Source organism: Rhodoglobus sp. (assembly GCF_053580035.1).
The window spans coordinates 178,355-199,642 of sequence record NZ_JBMDVL010000001.1 but is presented as its reverse complement, the minus strand read 5'-3'; the positions used below and the strand labels follow the sequence as shown (position 1 = coordinate 199,642).

20 protein-coding genes, 1 tRNA gene and 1 pseudogene are annotated in these 21,288 nt (G+C 57.6%); 13 read left to right on the top strand and 9 right to left on the bottom strand.

Going from position 1 to position 21,288, the window contains the following annotated elements; all coding sequences use genetic code 11:
- The first annotated feature begins 19 nt into the window (after nucleotides 1–19).
- Together ACOH1Z_RS01000 and ACOH1Z_RS00995 are read left to right on the top strand one after the other, a co-directional pair.
- Complete coding sequence (locus ACOH1Z_RS01000) at nucleotides 20–1,339, top strand: GNAT family N-acetyltransferase (protein WP_449646643.1); 1,320 nt, start codon at nucleotides 20–22, stop codon at nucleotides 1,337–1,339.
- A gap of 60 nt (nucleotides 1,340–1,399) precedes the next feature.
- Entirely contained in the window at nucleotides 1,400–2,698 is a 1,299-nt protein-coding gene (locus tag ACOH1Z_RS00995; protein ID WP_449646642.1) for a M18 family aminopeptidase, read from the top strand.
- Nucleotides 2,699–2,710: 12 nt separating this feature from the next.
- Here the strand turns inward: ACOH1Z_RS00995 and ACOH1Z_RS00990 are convergent, their stop codons facing one another.
- The gene (locus ACOH1Z_RS00990) at nucleotides 2,711–3,463 is read right to left on the bottom strand and encodes a ZIP family metal transporter (RefSeq protein ID WP_449646641.1); all 753 of its coding nucleotides are present in this window, start codon (nucleotides 3,461–3,463) and stop codon (nucleotides 2,711–2,713) included.
- Nucleotides 3,464–3,555: 92 nt separating this feature from the next.
- Nucleotides 3,556–4,020, bottom strand: a pseudogene (locus ACOH1Z_RS00985) (RNase H family protein); the annotation flags it as partial.
- A 126-nt stretch (nucleotides 4,021–4,146) separates the two neighbouring features.
- Here ACOH1Z_RS00985 and ACOH1Z_RS00980 point away from each other — a divergent pair.
- From ACOH1Z_RS00980 to ACOH1Z_RS00970, 3 genes are read left to right on the top strand one after another with little or no spacing between them, the layout of a single operon-like run.
- Complete coding sequence (locus ACOH1Z_RS00980) at nucleotides 4,147–4,920, top strand: ABC transporter ATP-binding protein (protein WP_449646640.1); 774 nt, start codon at nucleotides 4,147–4,149, stop codon at nucleotides 4,918–4,920.
- 17 nt (nucleotides 4,921–4,937) lie between these two features.
- Complete coding sequence (locus ACOH1Z_RS00975) at nucleotides 4,938–6,473, top strand: transporter (protein WP_449646639.1); 1,536 nt, start codon at nucleotides 4,938–4,940, stop codon at nucleotides 6,471–6,473.
- A 48-nt stretch (nucleotides 6,474–6,521) separates the two neighbouring features.
- The gene (locus ACOH1Z_RS00970) at nucleotides 6,522–6,842 is read left to right on the top strand and encodes a hypothetical protein (protein WP_449646638.1); all 321 of its coding nucleotides are present in this window, start codon (nucleotides 6,522–6,524) and stop codon (nucleotides 6,840–6,842) included.
- A 57-nt stretch (nucleotides 6,843–6,899) separates the two neighbouring features.
- Here the strand turns inward: ACOH1Z_RS00970 and ACOH1Z_RS00965 are convergent, their stop codons facing one another.
- The gene (locus ACOH1Z_RS00965) at nucleotides 6,900–7,184 is read right to left on the bottom strand and encodes a GNAT family N-acetyltransferase (protein ID WP_449646637.1); all 285 of its coding nucleotides are present in this window, start codon (nucleotides 7,182–7,184) and stop codon (nucleotides 6,900–6,902) included.
- Between the two features lie 9 nt (nucleotides 7,185–7,193).
- Nucleotides 7,194–7,679: a glutathione peroxidase gene (locus ACOH1Z_RS00960; protein WP_449646636.1), complete on the bottom strand. Its 486-nt coding sequence runs from the start codon at nucleotides 7,677–7,679 to the stop codon at nucleotides 7,194–7,196.
- A 121-nt stretch (nucleotides 7,680–7,800) separates the two neighbouring features.
- Here ACOH1Z_RS00960 and ACOH1Z_RS00955 point away from each other — a divergent pair, with 121 nt between their 5' ends.
- From ACOH1Z_RS00955 to ACOH1Z_RS00945, 3 genes are all read left to right on the top strand, one after another.
- Nucleotides 7,801–8,739 carry a J domain-containing protein gene (locus ACOH1Z_RS00955; RefSeq protein WP_449646635.1) on the top strand — a complete coding sequence of 313 codons (939 nt, stop codon included), beginning with the start codon at nucleotides 7,801–7,803 and terminating at the stop codon, nucleotides 8,737–8,739.
- 99 nt (nucleotides 8,740–8,838) lie between these two features.
- Nucleotides 8,839–10,107, top strand: a complete 1,269-nt coding sequence (locus tag ACOH1Z_RS00950) for an APC family permease (protein WP_449646634.1) — start codon at nucleotides 8,839–8,841, stop codon at nucleotides 10,105–10,107.
- 38 nt (nucleotides 10,108–10,145) lie between these two features.
- On the top strand, nucleotides 10,146–10,862 hold the full coding sequence (locus ACOH1Z_RS00945) for an endonuclease/exonuclease/phosphatase family protein (protein ID WP_449648172.1): 717 nt from the start codon (nucleotides 10,146–10,148) through the stop codon (nucleotides 10,860–10,862).
- Nucleotide 10,863: 1 nt separating this feature from the next.
- Here ACOH1Z_RS00945 and ACOH1Z_RS00940 read toward each other — a convergent pair whose 3' ends face one another.
- The 4 genes from ACOH1Z_RS00940 to ACOH1Z_RS00925 form a co-directional block, all read right to left on the bottom strand.
- The gene (locus ACOH1Z_RS00940; protein ID WP_449646633.1) at nucleotides 10,864–12,327 is read right to left on the bottom strand and encodes a SulP family inorganic anion transporter; all 1,464 of its coding nucleotides are present in this window, start codon (nucleotides 12,325–12,327) and stop codon (nucleotides 10,864–10,866) included.
- Nucleotides 12,328–12,605: 278 nt separating this feature from the next.
- A complete protein-coding gene (locus tag ACOH1Z_RS00935; RefSeq protein WP_449646632.1) occupies nucleotides 12,606–14,306 on the bottom strand; it encodes an ABC1 kinase family protein in 1,701 nt (566 codons plus the stop codon).
- Nucleotides 14,307–14,343: 37 nt separating this feature from the next.
- Nucleotides 14,344–14,910, bottom strand: a complete 567-nt coding sequence (locus ACOH1Z_RS00930; RefSeq protein WP_449646631.1) for a PadR family transcriptional regulator — start codon at nucleotides 14,908–14,910, stop codon at nucleotides 14,344–14,346.
- Nucleotides 14,911–15,138: 228 nt separating this feature from the next.
- Nucleotides 15,139–15,222: transfer RNA gene (locus ACOH1Z_RS00925), tRNA-Leu, on the bottom strand.
- A 152-nt stretch (nucleotides 15,223–15,374) separates the two neighbouring features.
- Here ACOH1Z_RS00925 and ACOH1Z_RS00920 point away from each other — a divergent pair.
- Nucleotides 15,375–16,706, top strand: coding sequence for a M20/M25/M40 family metallo-hydrolase (locus ACOH1Z_RS00920; RefSeq protein ID WP_449646630.1), 1,332 nt, complete (start codon nucleotides 15,375–15,377; stop codon nucleotides 16,704–16,706).
- Between the two features lie 24 nt (nucleotides 16,707–16,730).
- Entirely contained in the window at nucleotides 16,731–17,582 is an 852-nt protein-coding gene (locus ACOH1Z_RS00915) for an undecaprenyl-diphosphate phosphatase (RefSeq protein WP_449646629.1), read from the top strand.
- A gap of 18 nt (nucleotides 17,583–17,600) precedes the next feature.
- On the opposite strand, the gene ACOH1Z_RS00910 is transcribed toward ACOH1Z_RS00915, so the two are convergent.
- Nucleotides 17,601–18,536, bottom strand: a complete 936-nt coding sequence (locus ACOH1Z_RS00910; RefSeq protein WP_449646628.1) for a proteasome assembly chaperone family protein — start codon at nucleotides 18,534–18,536, stop codon at nucleotides 17,601–17,603.
- 65 nt (nucleotides 18,537–18,601) lie between these two features.
- Here ACOH1Z_RS00910 and ACOH1Z_RS00905 point away from each other — a divergent pair, with 65 nt between their 5' ends.
- Genes ACOH1Z_RS00905 through ACOH1Z_RS00895 form a run of 3 tightly spaced genes read left to right on the top strand, consistent with a single transcriptional unit; the run spans nucleotide 18,602 to nucleotide 21,268 of the window.
- Nucleotides 18,602–19,273, top strand: a complete 672-nt coding sequence (locus ACOH1Z_RS00905; protein WP_449646627.1) for an HAD family hydrolase — start codon at nucleotides 18,602–18,604, stop codon at nucleotides 19,271–19,273.
- Nucleotides 19,270–20,256, top strand: coding sequence for a tRNA (adenine-N1)-methyltransferase (locus ACOH1Z_RS00900; RefSeq protein WP_449646626.1), 987 nt, complete (start codon nucleotides 19,270–19,272; stop codon nucleotides 20,254–20,256). Before ACOH1Z_RS00905 ends, ACOH1Z_RS00900 begins: the two co-directional genes overlap by 4 nt.
- Before the next feature lie 10 nt (nucleotides 20,257–20,266).
- The gene (locus tag ACOH1Z_RS00895) at nucleotides 20,267–21,268 is read left to right on the top strand and encodes an FKBP-type peptidyl-prolyl cis-trans isomerase (protein ID WP_449646625.1); all 1,002 of its coding nucleotides are present in this window, start codon (nucleotides 20,267–20,269) and stop codon (nucleotides 21,266–21,268) included.
- The last annotated feature ends 20 nt before the right edge of the window (nucleotides 21,269–21,288 follow it).

Genomic DNA, 21,288 nt, shown 5'->3' with positions numbered 1-21,288 from the left:
TACGCGGTAGCGTTGGTGCATGACGAATGACTTTTCTACGCACCCCGTTGATGAGACTTCAGCAGCTTCGCTCGCCAGTCGCGGCCTGCGTTACGGTCTAGTTGACTCCTCCAATCGGGAGGCTTTTGCTGCCTGGTTTCAGGCGGACTCTCGAGGTTTTCATGGTCCGGTCATGTCTCAAGAACAGGTCGACTCCAACTTTGAGGGAGTGACCTACCGGCGCACTGTTGGTGTGTGGGATGACAGCCTGATTTCGCCAGAGGTCCCGGTGGCAACTACCAGCTCATGGACTGAACAACTGACAGTTCCTGGCGGTCGCAGCATTGATGCGTGGGCAATCAGTTCGGTTACGGTGTCCCCAACTCACCGGCGCCGAGGCGTCGCCAGATCGCTGCTCGAAGGCGAGTTGCGTTCCGCAGCGAGCATGGGGCTGCCGATGGCTATGCTCACCGTCTCGGAGTCCACTATCTACGGGAGATTCGGCTTCGGACCTGCAGTGTTTGCCGCAGATCTCACTATTGACTCCACCCGCGCAACGTTCAGATCCTCGGAGCGTCGTGGCAAGTTGCAGCCGGTCTCGCCGTCTGAATTCAGCAACGATGCACCCAACATTTTTGATCGCATTCGTCTTGCGACTCCCGGCCAAATAGGGGTGTGGCCTTTGCGATGGGAGCAAATCGCTGGTCTAGCTCCTGGCGACGAGGAGTACACCAAGAAAACTCGTGTCGTGAGGTTCGACGATGACGGCGGAACTCCTCGCGGCTTTGTTGTTTATCGAGTGAGTGGTGGTGGGCTTGATATCACCAATCATTCGCTCACAGTCGATTATCTTCTCTCGGAGACTGCCGAAGCCTACGAGGCCCTGTGGCGCTACGTTCTCGAGGTCGACTTGGTGCGCGAAGTTAAATCCGAACTCCGTTCCGTCGCTGAACCGCTCCTCTGGCACCTCTCCGACATGCGGGCTGTCACAGCGACTCCCATCGACCACTTGTGGTTGCGCATCCTCGATGTTCCTGCCTCGCTCACTGCGCGGCAATATACCAGCTCCTCGCGCATCGCCTTTGATGTCTCGGATACGCTCGGTTTCGCTAACGGGCGCTTCCTCCTTGAAACGGATGACGAGGGAACCCCACAGGTGTCCCATTTGGACGAACTTCCTGCAAATACCGCTGCCGTCGAGCTCTCAGTGAACGAACTCAGTTCGCTGTATCTCGGGGGAGTGACGGCCGAATCCCTCGTTGCCAGTGGCCGGATGCGCGAGCTCACTTCAGGCGCCGGTGCGACTATTGAACGTACTTTCCATTCACCGACTACACCGTGGTTGAGTATCTGGTTCTAATGCACCTTGATTCGTAGCGCTGCGAGACGGACGCTCATCTAACAGTGCGAGAATTGAGCCATGACTGCCGCTCTCGATCACGTAAACGATCTCGCACGCTTTGTATCCGCATCCCCATCGTCTTTTCACGCCGTGGCGGAAGCCGCTCGACGACTACGCGCTGCTGGCTTTAGCGAACTTCACGAGGCGGACGACTGGAATGGCGCCCGAACTCGCAAAGCGGCAAAGTACTTCGTGATTCGCGATGGCGCGATTGCAGCGTGGATTCAGCCGACGAAGGCCACCGCGACGACTCCTTTCCGCATCCTCGGAGCGCACACGGATTCCCCAAGCTTCAAGCTCAAGCCGAAGCCCACCACAGGCAATGAGGGAATGCTCCAGGCCGGGGTGGAGATTTATGGCGGCCCGTTGCTCAATTCTTGGCTTGACCGTGAGCTCGAGTTGGCCGGACGAATCATTTTCAGTGATGGAACCTCCGAGCTGGTACGCACGGGTCCGTTGCTGCGTTTTCCGCAGCTCGCCGTACATCTGGACCGCAAGGTCAACGACGGCTTAACTCTGAAGCGTCAGATGCACATGAACCCCGTACTTGGCTTGGGGGAGTTGGGTGACGCCGACCTGCTTGAGCACCTCGCATCGCTTCTCTCAACCGAGTCAACAAAGCGCTCCGCCGCTGATATCGACGGCTACGACATTGTCGTTGCCGATACAGCAACTCCCGCAGTTTTCGGCCTTGATGAAAAGCTGTTTGCTTCTGGGCGACTCGACAATTTGTCGTCGGTTCACGCCGGTCTCGTTGCACTCGTTGCGCTGTCAACCAAGCTTGATCACATTCCCGTATTTGTCGCGTTTGATCACGAAGAGGTTGGGTCAGCAACACGTTCAGGTGCCGGTGGGCCTTTCCTCGCCGATCTTCTTGCTCGAATCGGTGGCGGACTTGGTGGTTCCGATACTGATCGGATGCGAGCCGTCGCCGAATCATGGTGCCTTTCGTCTGACGCGGGTCACGCCGCACACCCCAACTATCCCGAGCGGCACGATCCTGCTAATCGGCCACGACTTGGCGGGGGACCGCTGTTGAAGATCAACGCGAACCAGCGCTACGCGACTGATGGTGTTGGCGCAGCGGAGTGGGCGCGCGCTTGCCGTCAGGCTGGTGTCGAGTACCAAGAATTTGTCTCAAATAATGACATGCCCTGCGGATCGACCATCGGGCCCATTACCGCGACCCGTCTAGGAATCCGCACGATCGACGTCGGACTTCCGCTGCTGTCGATGCATTCGGCTCGCGAGATGTGCGGGGTCGCAGATCCACTGGCATTGAGTAAGGCAATTTCGGCGTTCTTCTCGCCAGAGTAAAACGAGTCTGGGCTACCCGAGTTCGTGAAGCGCGAACGAAGTCAAAAAACCTACCGTGACAATCAGGCCAGTGATTGCTCTGTCGCGCGCAAAAGCTTCAGGGATCATGGTGTTCGAGAGCATTGCGAGGATGGCCCCGGCGGCGATAGTCGTCACAAACGCTATTGTGGACGGGCTCGCGGTTGCGAGAGCGAAAGTGCCAATCATCGCCGCAATTCCGCTCGCGACGGCGATACCGCCCCACACGCCGAAGACATAGCGAGCTGAGCGCCCCGACTGTTTCATTCCAGCGGAAGCAGAGAGCCCTTCTGGAACATTCGAGAGCCCGAAGGCCACGAGGAGTGACATGCTCACGCCTCCCGTTGCAACAACACTCAGCCCAAGAACGAGAGATTCGGGGATGCCGTCAAATAGTGCGCCGATGGCTATGGCTGTGCCACTTCCCTGTTTTTCGCTCTCCGACGATTGAAGGGTCGAGGAGCGTTTTCGGTGTTGCGCACCGAATCGTGCGAGCACACTGTCAGCAATTACGTAGAGAGTCGCGCCAGCGAGACAGCCCGTGACTGTTGCACTGACGCCGCCGCCATCATTGGCTTCTTGAACTATTTCGTAGGCGAGCGTGGAGAGAAGCACCCCTGCTCCAAAAGCCATGATGCCCGCTGTGACGGATGCGGGTACCTTGATGAACCACGATACGAGGGCGCCGACAACGAGCATGGAACCCGAGACGAGGGCGGCACCACCGGCAATCAGAAAATCGGGCATGAGCTGGTCCTCCAGTGTTGTTTAGCGTGCGCCTAGAACAGTGGGGAGATCTCGTCTGAAAGAGAACTGCCGAGCGAAGCATCGCTAGCAGCAGCACCAGGGTATCCCGGGCCTACTGGGCACTCGCTGCGGCGTTGGAATGCTTCAGCTGCACCGCGCGCCCGAACGTCAGCAGCTTCATTGAGCGGATGCCCCACATGACCGCGAACCCATTCGAACCGGTACCGTCGCCCGACGATGGCGTCATCGATCTGCTTAAGCAGGTCGACATTCATGACGGGTTTGCCATCGCTCTTGCGCCAACCCTTTTTCTTCCAACCAGGCATCCATTTAGTGACCGAGTTGATCACGTATTGGCTGTCGCACAAGATCAGAAGGTCATCATCGACATGTGCGGTTGCGCGAAATAGCTGAAGCACGGCCATGAGCTCTCCTTGATTGTTCGTTGCATGATCCCAGCCACCGGCCGCCCACGTGCTCTCGTCGACGTACCAGGCCCACCCTGCTGGTCCGGGATTGCCCAGTGCTGAGCCATCGGCAGCGGCAGTAATCGTCATAACAACCTTTCATCGGTGCGTGCACGGTGTCGTTGGCACCGAACTATTCGACTCTAGTAGCTGCGCATCACCGCAGATTCTGGTGTCAGACGCACAATGAGCACCATTCGGTTTTAGGCTAGTGCCGTGCCCGATGCCAAAACTCTTTTGCCTGCCCTCGAAATCACCGGTCTGACCAAGCGCTTCGGTGAGAAGCTCGCTGTTAACGCGGTTGATCTGATTGTTCCCAGTGGCTCTTTTTTTGGACTTGTCGGCCCAAACGGTGCCGGTAAGACAACAACTCTTTCGATGGCAACTGGGCTCCTCCGGCCTGACTCTGGCACAGTGTCGGTTTATGGCGTTGATGTCTGGACCAACCTGGTGGAGTCAAAGAGGCGCCTTGGTGTTCTGAGCGATGGAGTACGACTTTTCGACAGACTCACCGGGCTGCAACTCGTCACCTACTCAGGGCTCCTCAGCGGCATGGAGCGGGCAGTCGTTGCGGAGCGTGCCGCCGATCTTCTTGAGCTCTTCGATCTCGAGGCTGCCGGCGGAACTCTTGTCGTCGATTACTCCGCTGGAATGACTAAGAAGATTGCCCTAGCCTGTGCGCTCATTCATGCGCCGCAAGTGCTCGTTCTTGACGAACCATTTGAGTCCGTCGATCCAGTGTCCGGGGCCAACATCCGCGATATTTTGCACGGATTCGTTGAGTCTGGCGGAACTGTCATCGTGTCGAGTCATGCCATGGACCTCGTGCAACGCATGTGCGATCACGTCGCGGTAATCGCTGATGGTCGTGTTCTCGCTTCGGGAACTACCGACGAAGTCCGGGGAGATTCGACGCTGGAAGACCGGTTCGTGGAACTCGTCGGTGGAAGACGTCACGGGAAGGGCCCCGAGTGGTTGCGCATCTCGTAAGGCTTCGGTTTCGGCTGTTGATCAACAGCCTCAGTCGAAGCCCGTGGCAGGCCGTTGCCGTCATCCTCGGCACCCTCTACGCCCTGTTTCTACTTGCGCTTGCCATCGTTGGCCTTTTCACCCTGAGTTTTGCCCCGGTCGAGGTCGGTCGCACGGTCAGTGTGCTTGGCGGCGCTGTGCTTCTACTCGGGTGGACCGTGCTTCCGCTGTTGAGTTCTGGCATCGATGAGACTGTTGAGCCCTCGAAGCTCGCTGTATTTCCCATCCAGACAAATACCCTCGTGCTTGCTCTCGCGATCAGTGGCTTGTTGGGAGTTCCCGGAGTGATCACGACTCTCGTGACTTTCTCGACGGGACTCATTTGGTGGCAAACTCCGCTGATCGGCGTTGTCGCTGTTATCTGCGGCGCGGTCGGGGCTTCCACCTGCATCATTGGGTCACGGATGCTCGCAGCTCTGACAGTGCGCATCTCCAGTGGGCGTCGTGCTCGCGAAGCGAAGACAATTTTGGTTTTGATCCCATTGATCTTGCTTGGCCCGGCGATACTGGGTATTTCTTCGCTATTGCGCGATTTCTCCGGGATCTTTCCCGCCATCGCTGGAGTCGTAGCGTGGACACCCCTTGGTGCCATCTGGGCGGTACCTGGCGATCTCGCGCTCGGCAACTATGGCTATGCCGTTCTCCATGCCCTCATGGGAATCGCCACTCTCGCAGTTTCGGTGTTCGTCTGGCGCTGGGCACTCGACCGTGCTCTTGAACGCCCTGGCCACTCGACTACCAGTACAGCAACTCGGCGAGGTCTCGGGTGGTTCAGAGTATTTCCTGGCACGGCAAGCGGTGCTGTCGCTGCACGGGCGTTGACGTACTGGATTCGCGATCCGCGCTACACGCAGTCCCTGATAAGCGTTCCGCTTGTGCCAGCGCTCGTGTTTTTCTATAGCGGAGCGAGCGGCGATCTCACGGGATTGCTCTTTGTTGGGCCCATTGTCGCGGTGCTGCTCGGGATGTCCATTTATACGGATGTCTCATACGACAACACTGCTTTCAGCCTCCACCTCCAAACTGGCGTCAGCGGTCGCGCTGATCGTTGGGGAAGGGTGTTGGCGGTATCAACGTTTGCCATACCGGTCACCATTTTTCTGACCGTAGCAAGCGTCTGGGTCAGCAACAGCTGGGAGAGACTTCCTGGCCTTCTCGGCATCGCGCTCGGGCTGCTTCTGACCGGACTTGCGCTGTCATCGCTCGTATCAGGTCGCTTCGCATTCTCCGTTCCGGCCCCCGGTGATAATCCATTCAAGTCACGCCCAGGTGGCGGATTCACGTTGATGCTGTCCATGTTGGCCTCGTGGACAGCTTTGACGGTTTTGACGCTTCCTGAAATGATTCTGGCTCTGCTCGGCATCGCAACAGATCAACCGCTACTTGGATGGCTTGCCCTCGCTATCGGAGTAGGGCTCGGCACGGGGTTGCTCATCATTGGTGTTCGATGGGGCGGCAAACTAGTGGATAACCACGGTCCCGAGCTTCTTGTTCAGTTGCAGCGCCAAAAGTAGCTCCACAATTGTGACGCAGCGTCCAGCTAAGGGGCGTATTTTTTGCCCATGAGTGACGATCCATCTCGAATGAGAAACCAGCCGGCCCTGACCACTAATTCGGGAACGAGCTGGCTCATCGTCGGTGCCCTCTTTGCGGCGATCACTATCGCGATGCTTTCGGCACTGGCAACACTGCCGCCATCTGGATTAGCGTTCGCGACGATTGCAGTGATTTCCGCGCTCTATGCGGGGATGCTCATTGCACGATTGCTCGTGCGCACCCGAAAACTCCGCCTCAGATTAATCGCCGGGTGTTTTCTCGCGATCGCCCTAGTTGGGCTCGTGTCTGTGATTGTTATTGCTGCCGTGAACTGGGCACCACAGTAACGTCGAGACGGAAGAATCGTCGAGACAGAAGAATCGTCGCGGCAGAAGTAGCGGGAACTAGCGAGAGAGAAGTTCTGCACGAGTCGGATTGGCATCGAACCACTCGGCGATATACCAGCACATCGGCAGAACTCGTTTCGATGAATTCGATTCAACGTCGTCCATGGCGAATTTGACCAATTGTGCCGCATACCCTTTGCCGCGATGGGCGGGCTGAGTGTAGGTATGGTTGAACGAAATCGAGCCCCCCTGTGACCGATAGTCTGCGACAGCGACGAGCGCGCCATCGACGTTCATCACGTAGCGGTTCGAGTCAGCTTCATGCACAAATTGGGTAGTCATCGATCTACCCTATGCGGGGAGTGCTGCTTCAATTGCACCGACGATAGCGGGGTCATCCGGAACCACCGTCGGACGAAAGCGCTGCACTTCATTGTCGGGAGTGACCAAGAACTTCTCGAAGTTCCACGCGACGCGACCGGCCTTGCCTGCACTATCAGGAGTCTTCTTGAGCTCCGCGTAGAGCGGGTGAGCAGACTTGCCGTTGAGCTTCACTTTCTCGAACATGGGAAAAGTCACACCCCACGTCATGGAGCAATATTCTTTAATCGCGTCTTCACTCCCGAGTTCTTGCAAAAACTGGTTGCTCGGAAAACCCAAGACTGCGAATCCACGCTCGCCATAGGTCTTTTGTAGTTGTTCGAGCTGCTCGTATTGCGGTGCGAGGCCGCAACGCGAAGCTACGTTGACGATGAGAACCACCTTGTCGCGAAAATCAGCGAGCGAGGTTGTGGAGCCATCAATAGTGGTCAGAGGGATGTCGCGAAGTTCAGTCACACGATAACGCTACGCCTGCAGGCTGGGCACTCGCCTACGACATCCCGTGTGTTACCAGCGAGGTTCGGTAATGTGGGGGATTCACCCGAAACTGCGTCAGCCACCCAGCGAAAGCGAGTCCATGCCCGATAGCCCCTTGTCAGCGAGTGCCTACGAGGTGCTTGGTGTTGAGGCCTCGGCTAGTGACGCTGAGCTTAAGAAGGCTTTTCGTCGTGCGCTTCGGCAGACTCACCCCGATACTGGGGGAAATCCCGAGAAGTTTGCCGCCGTTCAGCGTGCGTGGGAACGCGTGGGAACTCCGGAGAAACGGCGCGGCTACGATGCCGTCTTCTCTTCCCGCTCGACTTCACCCCAATCTTCTCGTCCGTCGTACGCCGCCGGCACGAGCACAAACTCTCGCGAAAGCTCTCGCCCGAAGGCTCGGGCCTACGGGCATCCAGGCGGATGGCGACGGGAGCGTTTTCTTGACGGCATGCGCGAGTGGGTTGGCCGGGGAGTCAGCCTCGATGATCCTTACGATCCGGCTCTCGTCAGAGGAGCACCGCGCGAACTGCGTCGAACACTCGCGGATGCCTTCGCCGAAGAGGCAACTGCTCGTACGATTAGCACTCTCGGAATCGGATTCACCGTGTGGCATGACATCGCGACGGGAGCCCCCGACCGCAAGATTGATCACGTCGTTCTCGGGCCCACCGGACTATTCGCGATGCTCTCCGAAGACTTTGGTGGACCGATAAAGGTTCGCCGCGGCGAGCTAATCGGACCCGCTGTCCAGCCAGAGAAACCCATGCACGAGTTGTCCTCTCGAGCGAAGGCGCTGAGTCGTCAGCTGAAGGTCGCATTCACCTGTTTCGTGATAGTCGTTCCCGATGAAGCCCTCGCTCAACCGCAGGTTTCTCTTGGAACCGTTCGAGGACAACCAGCAATCGTGGTGCGTCAGAGCGTTCTCGCACACTTACTGCGCACCGGTCCTGAAATTCCCGGTACCCGACATCTTGGCGGCAATGAGCTTTTCGACGTACGCACCAGGCTCAGTAATGGAATTTCCTTCGTCGACTAGAACGTAGTCCCCAACGTTTCTCAGTTCGTTGCACACTGTTCACCCGACGATCGATGTCGCGCGCCTCTGGCCCAACTCCGCCACGAGTATGGTGATCTTGTGAATACACACGCCACGCTTGCTCGGCGGTTGACCACATTTGACGCCACGATGATTGGTCTTGGCTCAATGATTGGTGCCGGGGTATTCGCCGCATTCGTGCCAGCCGCACACGCCGCCGGTGGTGGGCTAGTGATCGGCCTGCTAATTGCGGCAGCGGTGGCGTGGAGCAACGCCGCGGCCTCCGCGCAACTTGCCGCCGTGCATCCAGTAGCCGGAGGTACATATGCCTACGGCCGGGCACAGCTCGGTCCGTGGTGGGGGTTCTTCGCCGGCTGGTCATTTGTGATCGGCAAGACAGCAAGTTGTGCCGCTATGGCACTGGTGTTTGCGGCCTACATCGCACCGGCTGGTTGGGAAAAGCCCACTGCCATCGCTGCGGTCGTGTCCCTCACCGCGGTGAATTTACTCGGGGTGACACGCACTGCACTCGCGACAAAAGTCATGGCCACCGCCGTCATTATGGTGCTAATCGGCGTTCTCATTGCGACGATCAGCTCGTCCTCCTTCACCCCTCAGCTCTTTTCACTTGTCGACGACACCAGCGTCTACGGGATACTCCAGTCGGCCGGGATACTATTCTTTGCCTTCGCTGGCTACGCCCGTATCGCGACCCTTGGCGAAGAAGTTCTGGCGCCCCAACGCTCAATTCCTCGCGCGATCATGATCGCACTCGCTATCACCGTAGCTCTCTACCTTGCTCTCGGAGTAGTCATGCTCTCTGTGCTTGGAGTGGATGGGCTAGCTCACTCGAAAGCACCGGTCGCCGATGTAGCCAACGCGGTTGGATGGGGATGGGCATCCGGCCTCATCTCGCTAACAGCGGGCGTTGCTTCACTCGGCGCACTACTGGCTCTGATGGCCGGCATCAGCCGGACGACGTTTGCCATGGCGCGAAACAGCGATGTGCCACCGTGGCTGGGCGCGGTTCACCCTCGATTCGCCGTGCCTCACCGTGCGGAGATTTTCCTTGCGATCATCGTCATCGTGGTGATTCTCCTAGCTGACCTTCGAGGGGCGATTGCCTTCTCGTCGTTTGGAGTTCTGCTTTACTACTGTGTAGCGAACGTCGCAGCTTTTACTCAGCCCACAGCACAACGCCGTGTACCGCGACTCATCAATGTTCTTGGGGCGGCGGGATGCGTCCTGCTGGTGGCGACGTTACCTGTCATGGGCATTGCTGTTGGGGCTGTCATCCTGATCCTAGGGATTCCTGTGCGTTTGTTGTCGAATCGACAATCTCCCGCACTTTCAGATCATGGCGCATAGGCTAGTTCTCTCTTAAGAAAGAGGTATTTGGATTCGTGATTCGCGTAATTAGCTACAACCTCCGCAAAAATAAAGCAGCCACCGAATTGGCGAAGCTCGCAGAAACACCCGACCTCGATGCCCTGTGCCTCCAAGAGGTCATTTCATCTGAGCTTCCCACTGAGATTGGTGACCTGCACCTTGCCGACTCAACCAAAAACAACCGGCTGGGACTTGCCGTCTACTATCGGCGAGGACGATACGAGCAAACTGCGAGCCAAGCGTTTGAACTCAAGAAGTCGCTTCATGACCGAATCTTCACGCCGACCCCTGAGCGCCTCGTAGGTTCGCGACTCATCGATCGCGACTCCGGACACGAGCTTGTGCTTGCTTCGTTCCACGCCGCTCCGCTCACCGCCCTCAACTCGTTGCGGCGCAACCAAATAAAGGCCGCTCACGAACTACTGCAGACGCTCGGTTCAGGCGCGCCGATCCTCATGGTCGGTGATTACAATTACCCTCTGTTTAAAGATGGCCTCACCCAGAAGGTGAAAAAGACTGGTTACGACCTGTCTCTCAGCGACCGTATGACCTACACGAATTATAAATTCTTCCGCGGGCACTTCGACTTTGTCACGTCTCAGGGCTTCACGATCGAAGGTGTAGAAACTCTGACCCGAGGTTCTTCAGATCATCTACCCATCTTGGTCACGGCGGCGTACGGAACAGCCAACACCCACCACTCCACTATTTCTGTGGAGCCTCTCGCAAACTGAGTTAGCCTTCGCCCCCGAGGTTTCCCGCAAGACGCTCGTGCATATACTGACTGGCTTCATTGAGGCCAATCAGTACAACGCGCTTTCCGAGGCGCTCGTACTTCGTAGTGATTGCATCAAGGGCGGCAACTGTGGAGGCGTCCCAAATATGGGAGTTTGACATATCGATGATGACCCGATCAGGGTCATCCGAATACTCGAACTGCGTCGTCAGGTCGTTGCTGGAGGCGAAGAAGAGTTCGCCATTCACACGGTAATACGCGGTAGGAACCGTCTCATCTTCGGGCAAAGTGCGTTCGACTGTCGCAAAGTGAGCAACGCGACGAGCAAAGGCCACCATCGCTACGATGACTCCAACGAGAACGCCAACCGCAAGGTTGTGAGTTGCGACAACCACGACGACCGTCGCTACCATAACGACAGTCTCGCTCAGGGGCATGCGCTTGAGAGTCGAGATCTGCACGCTGTGCCAGTTGAACGTCGACACCGCGACGATGATCATCACAGCGACGAGTGCAGCCATCGGGATGATGGCAACGACGTCGCCAAGTACGACAACCAGAATGAGCAAGAAGATACCAGCCAAGAACGTCGAGATGCGGGTTCGAGCCCCGGATGCCTTGACGTTGATCATGGTTTGACCGATCATCGCGCATCCACCCATTCCGCCGAACAGACCAGAGAGCACATTCGCGACGCCCTGACCCCAAGCTTCACGAGTTTTGCGAGAGTGAGTGTCTGTGATGTCGTCGACAAGTTTTGCCGTCAACAGCGACTCAAGGAGCCCAACAAGCGCCATCGCGAGGGCAAACGGGCCGATTATTTGCAGCGTCTCCCACGTGAGAGGGACATTCGGGATGAACAGCTCAGGAAGACTGCGAGGGAGCTCGCCCTGATCCCCGACGTTGGGCACGGCGATCGCCATAGTGACAGTGGCGATGGTGATCAGGACGATGGCTACCAGCGGAGCAGGAATGACCCTAGTGAAGCGCGGCATCAGCACCATGATGATGAGGCCGACACCGACGAGGGGGTAAACCATCCACGGCACATTAATGAGGTGGGGCAACTGCGCCATGAAGATCAAAATTGCGAGGGAGTTCACGAAGCCGAGCATCACGCTCCGGGGGATAAACCGCATCAGCTTCGCTACGCCAAGTACGCCCATGATGACTTGAAGTAGCCCACCAAGAATTACCGTCGCGATGAAGTAGTCCATGCCGTATTCGCGGGCGACGGGGGCGATCACCAAAGCGATCGCTCCCGTCGCGGCGGTGATCATTGCTGGCCGACCGCCGAGGAATGCGATCGACACAGCCATAACGAAAGAAGAGAAGAGCCCGACTCGAGGGTCGACGCCCGCGATGATCGAGAACGAAATGGCTTCAGGAATCAAAGCTAATGCGACAACCAACCCCGCCAGTACCTCGCGGGTAAGGATTCGCGGTGTGCGCAAAGCCGTCATGACTGAGGGTTCGGCGCGGTAGCGATTAGGACGAGGCGATTGTGCGATGGCGATAATATTCTCCTGCGAAAGGCGCCACACGCGGGCGCGGTGTACTGAATGCTTGAGGAGCCTAGGTGCGAGATATGCACGGCTGAATACCAGCGACATTGCCGGCTAGAGACCAGAGGTAGCCTGGCTAGACAAAAGCGGACAACAGCAGATTCGACTGGGTCCTTCTAACACGATAGCCGATCGCACAGATTCGCGGGTGACTCCCAGCAATCCCTTCGCGGGGATTAGAAGCGACGGCTAGTCGATAATATCCCGCCGAGTACGGCATGCAGGAGGGGCAGAAGCGACACAATCATGAGTACGACGCCGAAATTCGGCTCCGTTGGCTTCAGCAGGATGCCCCCAATGAGTAGTCCGGCGAACAAGACAGCGGACAACACTCGTCGCACGAGCTGCTCCACCACCCGCAACCGTTTGTCGACGCTTGGCGTCTCTACCGCTAGTTGACCACGTTGCATAAGCGTCGCAACGCTCTCCAGCTGCTGAGGCAGTCGCAGAAGGAGGCCAGCGGAGGAGAGCGCTTGCTTCGCAAACTCCTTGATTGTTCCGCTACCTTCATCGACAGCGAGGCGCTGGGCGAACGGCTCAATCGCCGTCCAGACGTTGTACTTCGAGTTCAGGTTGCTAGCCACGCCAGAAGTCACCGAGACTGAGCGGATGATCAGCAAGAAGTTCTCGGGAAGCTGGAACGGCATTGTCCGCACCACATCACTGAACTCGTTTCCAAAGGCCCGGAATTCTTGCGGGTCGACTTTTTGGAGCTCGCTAAATCCCATTCCCCCGAAACGGTCGAATAGTTCACCCATCGCGCGTTCGAGAGGCGCAGTCTCTGCGGTACGAAGCAGGATGCCCATATCTCGGACGCTGGCAACAAGGCCTGGGGCGTCTCTCGCGGCCGCGGCAATGATGAGTCGTTGTAGTCCGCGGCTGAGGTTTTCGGGCACTTCTCCCATCATGCCAAAGTCAATGAACGTGAGCGTCCAATCAGGGGTAGATTGGTCAACTCGTTCTGGGTCAGCTGGAGTGACGAATATGTTGCCAGGGTGCGGGTCGGCGTGGAAGAAGCGGTGCATAAAAAGTTGCTCAAACATCGCACGCGATAATTCGTCGGCGACTTCGGCTGGGTCGATACCAGCCTCTTCGAGGCGCTGCACGTCGTTGATTTTGATCGCCGTCGCGTCAGAGAGCGTCAGGATACGTCGCGTGGAACGCTCCCACACCACCACGGGTGCCTCTACTCGCGGGTCATCAGCAAAGTTGTCTGCGAATCTTTCGGCATTGCTTCCCTCATTGAGGTAGTCAATCTCGCGCAGACTAATGATTGCGAATTCTTCGAGAAGCGCTGGCAAATCCACGCGTCGCGAGATGAAGCGCACACGACTCAGCCACCGCGCAACACGCCGAAGCGCCGAGAGGTCGACCTCAATTATTTCGCCGATTCCTGGGCGCTGCACCTTGACGACTACATCGCTAAACCCGACATCCGTCGCCTCCGACGGTGTCAGGCGCGCGCGATGAACTTGACCAAAGGAGGCAGCAGCAATGGGGGTTGAGTCGAAGAACGCGTAAGCACGCTCAAGGGGGAGCCCGAGTTCGCGCTCAGCGCAGTCTACGATCAAAGCAAAGTCGACCGCTGGCACTTCATCCTGAAGTCCCTCTAGCTCTCGAGTGATTTCAGCCGGCAACACATCAAGGCGGGAGGACATAAATTGTCCGACCTTGATCATGAGTCCGCCTAAATCGACGGCGAGGGTGTGGAAGTTTCGGGCGATGTGAGCTGCGCGTGCAAGTCGGCGGCGGGCGGCGATCCGTTCGAGACCGAACCGGGGGAGTACGAGTTCAAACCACCATTCGAGAACCATGTACCGAGCAGCGAAACGCAGTATCCGACGATAGCGGGCGCGCAGGTGTCTGGTCTCGGTCATGGATTCTCCCTAGTGCCGACTACTCGGCGCCATTTGGTCAGTCTTGGGCGAGGATTGCGTAAAGCTTACGACGCGCATCGTCCACAACGGCGATTGCTTCTTCGACCTGTTCGGGGCTACCACTTCGCATGATCGGGATCACGGCTTCTGCCAGTTTGGCGGCAGCATGAGGCAGTGCTGTGGGCCGCGAAGAGTCGTGCGACTCCGAATCGTGCCATGGTGCTGGACGGCTCGACTTCACTTCGTCGTGCCCCTTCTCCGTCAACGTGTAGGTCTTCTTACCGTCGGCTTCGTGCGCCTCGATAAGCCCCTCATCGGCGAGTAGCTGGAGTGTCGGGTAAACAGAGCCAGGGCTGGGCTTCCACGCACCTTTACTGCGGCTTTCGATTTCGTGAATGATCTGGTAGCCGTGCATCGACTCTTCAGCAAGAAGAGAAAGGATGGCGACACGCACATCTCCGCGTCCCATCCGCGGCGATACGCGGCGCTCAAATTCTGAGCGCACGTTGTCGAGCGCATCCCAGAGACCCTGGCCGGCATGGTCAAAAGCTTCTGCGAACGGACGGCGCGAGTTGCGGCCGCCGGTTCCAAATGAGTTGTTCATGGTGGTCCTCCATTCCGCGGGGCGGGGCACGAGAGGCCCTGCCGATACTCAACGATACATCGTTAACTATTTGCCGAAGGAAAACCACAGGAAACTTGCAGAAGCCGTCAGCGCATACCGGCCGAGTGGGATACGGCTCCGAGGAACGAAAAAAGGCCGGCAGCCGTATAAAACGACCTGCCGACCTAATCTCTCAACTACTGATTCGTTAGTCCGAATCATTCGCTGTGCGCGAAGGGGGACTTGAACCCCCACGCCCTTACGGGCACTAGCACCTCAAGCTAGCGCGTCTACCAATTCCGCCATCCGCGCGCATCAGCGGCGCTCTAAGAGCACCGCCGAGATAAGAGAATAGCATCATTTCTGAGCACACAATGACGCGTCCCGTGCACGGCTCCACGCGAGGCTGATCGACCAAACCGTGGCGTGCAGATTTTTCCCGGTCAGACGGCTAGCGTGGCCTTATGACTTCTGAGCCATCTCTTGAGCGCACCGCTCGCATCGCGCAAGATCTCATCCGCTTCGACACTTCTAACTACGGTGAGGGGCGATCCAACGGAGAGACTGTTGCCGCTGAGTACCTAGGCGCACTTCTTGAAGAGATGGGTTTGACGACCCAGTACTTTGATGCCGCCACTGGTCGCACCACCGTCGTGGCTCGTGTCGAAGGCAGCTACGACACCGAATCGTCGGCACCCCATGCGAAAGAACGCCCCGCCTTGATCCTGCACGGGCACACCGACGTTGTGCCGGCAGATCCAAAAAACTGGTCTGTTGATCCGTTCGGTGGAGAGATCCGGGACGGCCTTCTTTGGGGCCGCGGTGCCGTGGACATGAAAAACATGGATGCCATGATCGTCACCGCTCTCGGCGACATTTTGGGAGCAGGCAAACGACCAGCGCGCGACCTCATCATCGCTTTCTTCTCAGACGAGGAGAACGGTGGCGAATTCGGTTCGCACTTCATGGTTGATCACCACGCCGACGTCTTTGACGGCGCGACCGAAGCCATCAGCGAAGTTGGCGGATACTCCGTTGATCTCCAGGGCCAGCGCGCCTACTTGCTGCAAACCGGCGAGAAAGCGCTTGTGTGGATCAAACTCACCGCGCGAGGCATGGCCGCCCATGGTTCGCGAGTAATCAGCAACAATGCAGTCACAAAACTTGCCGAGGCAGTCGCAATCTTGGGTCGTCAAGAGTGGCCAGTGCGGCTCACCGACACAACAACGTTGCTGATCTCCGAATTGTCGCGCATCCTCAAAATCGACCCAGAAGTGGTTGGACCAGACGAGCTAATCCTGGCAACGGGTACTGCCTCGGGATTCCTGCAGGCGACACTGCGGACCACCAGCAACCCAACACTCTTGAACGCCGGCTACAAGCACAATGTGATTCCCGACTTTGCCGAAGCACTCATCGACATCCGCACACTTCCCGGCGAAGAGGATGAGGTTCTCGCTCAAGTGCGCGCATTACTGCCTGACGAAATTGAGATCGAAATCATGCACCGCGACATTGGGCTCGAAACGAGTTTCGATGGTCCGCTGGTCGATGCCATGATCGGCAGCCTCAATGTATTTGACCCGGGAGCTCCTGTATTGCCCTATCTCATGTCTGGCGGCACAGACAACAAGGCTCTCAAGCGGCTAGACATTACCGGCTACGGATTCGCGCCGCTCCAATTGCCCCCGGAGATCGACTTCCCCGGCATGTTCCATGGCGTTGATGAACGTGTGCCGTTGGACGCACTAGTCTTTGGCAGGCAGGTTCTCGGAGACTTGCTTCTCAAGTACTAGTTTTCACCTGATCGGGAGCGCTCCATGGGTTTTATCGAGGCCATTATTCTTGGGCTTGTTCAGGGACTCACCGAGTTTCTGCCGATATCGTCGAGCGCCCACTTGCGCATCATGGGCGAGTTTCTTCCCTCCGCGAGCGACCCAGGCGCAACATTCACGGCAATCACCCAGTTGGGCACAGAACTGGCCGTGATCCTCTACTTTCGCAAAGACATTGCCCGAATTCTGAGCCGCTGGTTTCAACAGTTTCGAAAGCCCAGCGGGTCTCACCGTGAGGTAGTCGACAAGAATCATCCGGATGTTCGGCTCGGCTGGCTGGTCATCATCGGTACGGTCCCGATCGTAATCGTCGGATACTTTGCCCAGGAGTACATCCGTTCCACGTTCCGCTCGCTCTGGTTGGTCGCGACCGTGCTCATTGTCTTCGGCATCATTTTGGGAATCGCTGACTACCTCGGAAAGCGCACTCGTGCACTCGATGAAATGACCTACGGCCACGGCATCACCATCGGCCTTGCGCAGGTGCTCGCACTCGTGCCCGGTGTTTCCCGCTCCGGCTCAACCATGACTGCCGGACTCGCCCTTGGCTATACTCGCCCCGCTGCAGCACGTTTCGGCTTTCTCCTAGCGATCCCCGCTGTCTTCGGCAGCGGGCTCTATGAACTCGTCCACAGCTTTGGTGAGTCAAACCACGTGTTTACCTACGCCGAAACTGCGGTCGCAACAGTGATCGCGTTCGTCGTGGGGTATGTCGTCATTGCCGCCCTCATGCGGTACATCGAAAAGCGCTCGTTCTTGCCGTTTGTCATTTATCGCGTAGCACTCGGCGTGACGTTATTTGTGCTGCTATCGTTCAACGTCATTCAGCCGGTGTAGTGCGTCGCCAGCCAGAATCTAGTCTTTACCGCGCCACGGCTCATCGCCGGCGGAACCCTGATCGGGCTTATCGTCTCCGCGACGAAGATACTTCTCAAATTCTTGAGCGATCGCCTCACCACTAGCTTCGGGGGAGTCAACAGTGTCGCGCGCCTGCTCCAACTGCTCGATGTAGGACGACATGTCGTCATCTTCGCCGGCAAGAGCGTCAATGCCTGTTTCCCAGTCGGTGGCCTCCGTCACGAGGTCGCCTCGAGGAATCACGACATCCACAATTTCTTCAAGCTTGTCGATGATCGCCAGAGTTGCCTTAGGCGATGGCGCATTGTGCACATAGTGCGGAACGGATGCCCAGATCGACATAGTAGTGATGCCTGCCGCTTCAGCAGCCTGACCCAACACCGAAAGAATCCCCACTGGCCCCTCGTAGTTGCTTCGCTCAATTTCTAAAGCAGAACGCACCGAAGGGTTTTCACTAGAGGTAAAGACTGAAATTGGTCGCGTGTGCGGAACGTCAGCCAGCATTGCGCCAAGGAAAACGATCGACGTAATGCCGTTGTCAACAACGGTTTCGAGAATGTCTCTCGTGAACGCCTTCCATGATCGCGAAGGCTCGGTTCCCAGCAGCAAGTAAATGTTCGACTGGTTGTTCGCACTGAGTTGCAATTCCGCATCAGCGGCGATGCTATCCGGACGAACGGTATTGGGGCGGGACGGTCCATAAATGGTTACCGAGGGCCAAGTAAGCGACCGGTTACCGTCATCATCATGCGCGACCATGGGCCGATTAAATTGATAGTCGAAGTAGTCCTCAGGATCGACTTCGGCGATGGGGTAGACGTCTAATTGCTCTTTGAGGGATTTGACGGCACCGCTGGCCGCTTCTCCGGCGTCATTCCACCCCTCGAAGGCGACGACCAAGAGTCGTCCGTTCGCGAATGGGGTGTTAGTCACTTGGCTCCTTTAGGTCGAGTGCCACGAATGTCACTAGGTCAAGGATAGAACTACGATGGTGCGTTGTGACTCATTCCACTCCGGCTGCCGTTTTATGGGACATGGACGGCACCCTCATAAATTCCGAACCATACTGGATTTCCGCCGAGGTCCAGCTCGTTGAAGCGTTCGGAGGTGAGTGGACGCATGACGACGCTATGGCCGTCGTTGGCAGCGGCCTATTCAATTCAGCACGAGCTATGCAAGCCAAGGGTGTTGAACTCGATGAGCAAACTATTGTTGATCGGCTCACCGATCAGGTGATGACACAGCTGCGAGAATCCGGAATCCCTTGGCGTCCAGGCGCCCGTGAGTTGCTGCTTGAGCTTCGAGAAGCCAACATACCGACCGCCCTTGTCACCATGTCGATAGGGCGCATGGCGCACCATGTCGTCGACAATCTTGGTTTCCACGGTTTCGACGCGGTGATTTCGGGAGATGACGTCGAGAATCCGAAGCCTCATCCGCAGCCGTACCATGTCGGCGCTGACGCCCTCGGCGTTGACATTGATGATTGCGTTGCCATCGAAGACTCCCCACCGGGCGCCACTTCAGCCTTCAGCGCTGGAGCAACGGTAGTGGGAGTTCCTTTTATGGTCGACATTCCCGAAGATCAGACTCATGCGCTCTGGCCGACACTTGCCGGGCGCACGCTCGAACATCTCTCAGAACTTCACGCAAAGGTAGCAACTCGATGACTGACGTATTCCGACGACAGAGCGGCGAATTCCGCGTAGGTGACCGTGTTCAGCTCACAGGACCAAAGGGCCGCCTCAACACGGTTACCCTCGAGCCTGGGGGAGCATTCCACACTCACCGGGGTGTGCTGAGCCATGACGTCATCATCGGCCTTCCGGATGCCAGTGTGGTCACGTGTTCCAACGGCATCGAATATTTGGCGATGCGACCGCTGCTCACCGATTTCGTCATGTCGATGCCCCGCGGTGCCGCAATTATTTATCCGAAGGATGCCGCACAGATCATTGGCCAAGCCGATGTATTTCCGGGAGCCCACGTTGTGGAGGCTGGTGTTGGCTCCGGCGCACTCTCCCTGTGGCTTTTGCGCGCCATCGGACCGAGTGGCCAGTTGAGTTCATTCGAACGACGTGAAGAGTTCTCAGAGATTGCTCAGTCGAACGTTGAAGCATTCCTCGGCGCGAAGCCCGAAAACTGGTCGGTAACTGTTGGTGATCTTCAGGAACAACTGCCAGCATCCGTTGAACCTGGGTCTGTCGACCGTGTGGTTCTCGACATGCTCGCTCCGTGGGAATGCATCGAAGAGTGCGCCACCGCGCTGACGCCAGGCGGAGTGCTGCTGTGCTACATCGCCACCGTCACACAGCTGTCACGTGTTGCTGAAGCGATTCGCGCAACCGGACTCTTCACTGAACCTGATTCCAATGAAACTATCGTGCGCGGCTGGCACGTCGAGGGCCTTGCCGTTCGTCCAGATCACCGCATGGTTGCCCACACAGGGTTCCTGATGACGGCGCGCCGTCTGGCGCCCGGCTCCGTATTGCCGGAACTCAAGCGCCGCGCATCCAAAACTGACTTCAGCGATGAGGATGTCGAGATCTGGACTCCCGGTGCACTGGGTGAGCGCAGCGCGAGCGCTAAGCGCCTGCGCAAGACTGCGCGTGAGGCGAAGGCGGCGGCTGAAGCCGCGTCTTCAGACCGGTAGAGTGATGGCGATGTCTGTGTCGATGAAAAGAGTATTTGTGCGCAAGCTTGCAGTGGTGGCCCTGAGCGCCGGAATCGTTGTTTCGTTGAGCGGTTGCGCCAACGGCCCCTTCAATCTGGCTGCGTGTACTCCGCTGTTTTCTTCGGGCAGCAACGCGGCTCTCGTCACTACCGGCGGAGACCTCAGCACCGACCCCGAAGCGGAATTTCCGACTCCACTCATTGCCGATGGCATCTCAAGTGAGGTGACGACGGTTGGTGATGGCGAACAGCTCAACGATGGAGACGTTGCCACACTTCAAATCACGATTTACAACGGCGAAACTGGCGAACAGCTGATTTCCACGGGTCACGACAGCGCCGGTCTCCGTGTTCCCGTTACCGAGCGCGCACCGCACTTTGGCGAGATCGCACAATGCTCGACGGTTGGATCGCGCATTGTCACTGTGGGAACCGCTGGCGAGATCTTGGGTGCCGAAAATATCACTCAGAACCAGCTTCCGCTAACCGATAGTGACACCATCGTGATGGTTAGCGACGTTGAAACCCGCTATCCGGGCAAGGCTGACGGCACAAACCAGGTTCCCCCGTCCGGTCTTCCTGCGGTGGTTCTGGCACCGAATGGTCAGCCTGGCTTTACGTTCCCCGGAACAGAAGCACCGAGTGAACTTAAGGTGGCAACGCTCAAGGCTGGAGACGGTCAAACGGTAGCCAAGGGCGACCTTGCCGTGATGCACGTGAGTGGCATCGAGTGGGATGCCGACGCCACCTTTACCAACAGTTGGGAAGAAGCTGGCGTTCCCGGAACCTATCTCATCGAGAGCAGCGAAACTTCGGACCGTGGACTTCCTCCGGGGCTAGCTACGGCACTCATCGGAAAAAAGGTCGGCTCGCAGGTTCTCGTTGTTCTCCCGCCAGACGTGGGATTTGCCGAGGGCACAGCTCCAGACGGGGTGACTAGCGGATCCACATTGGTATTCGTTTTCGACATTCTGGGAATCCAAGAGCAGTAATCGTTCAACTAGACACGGCC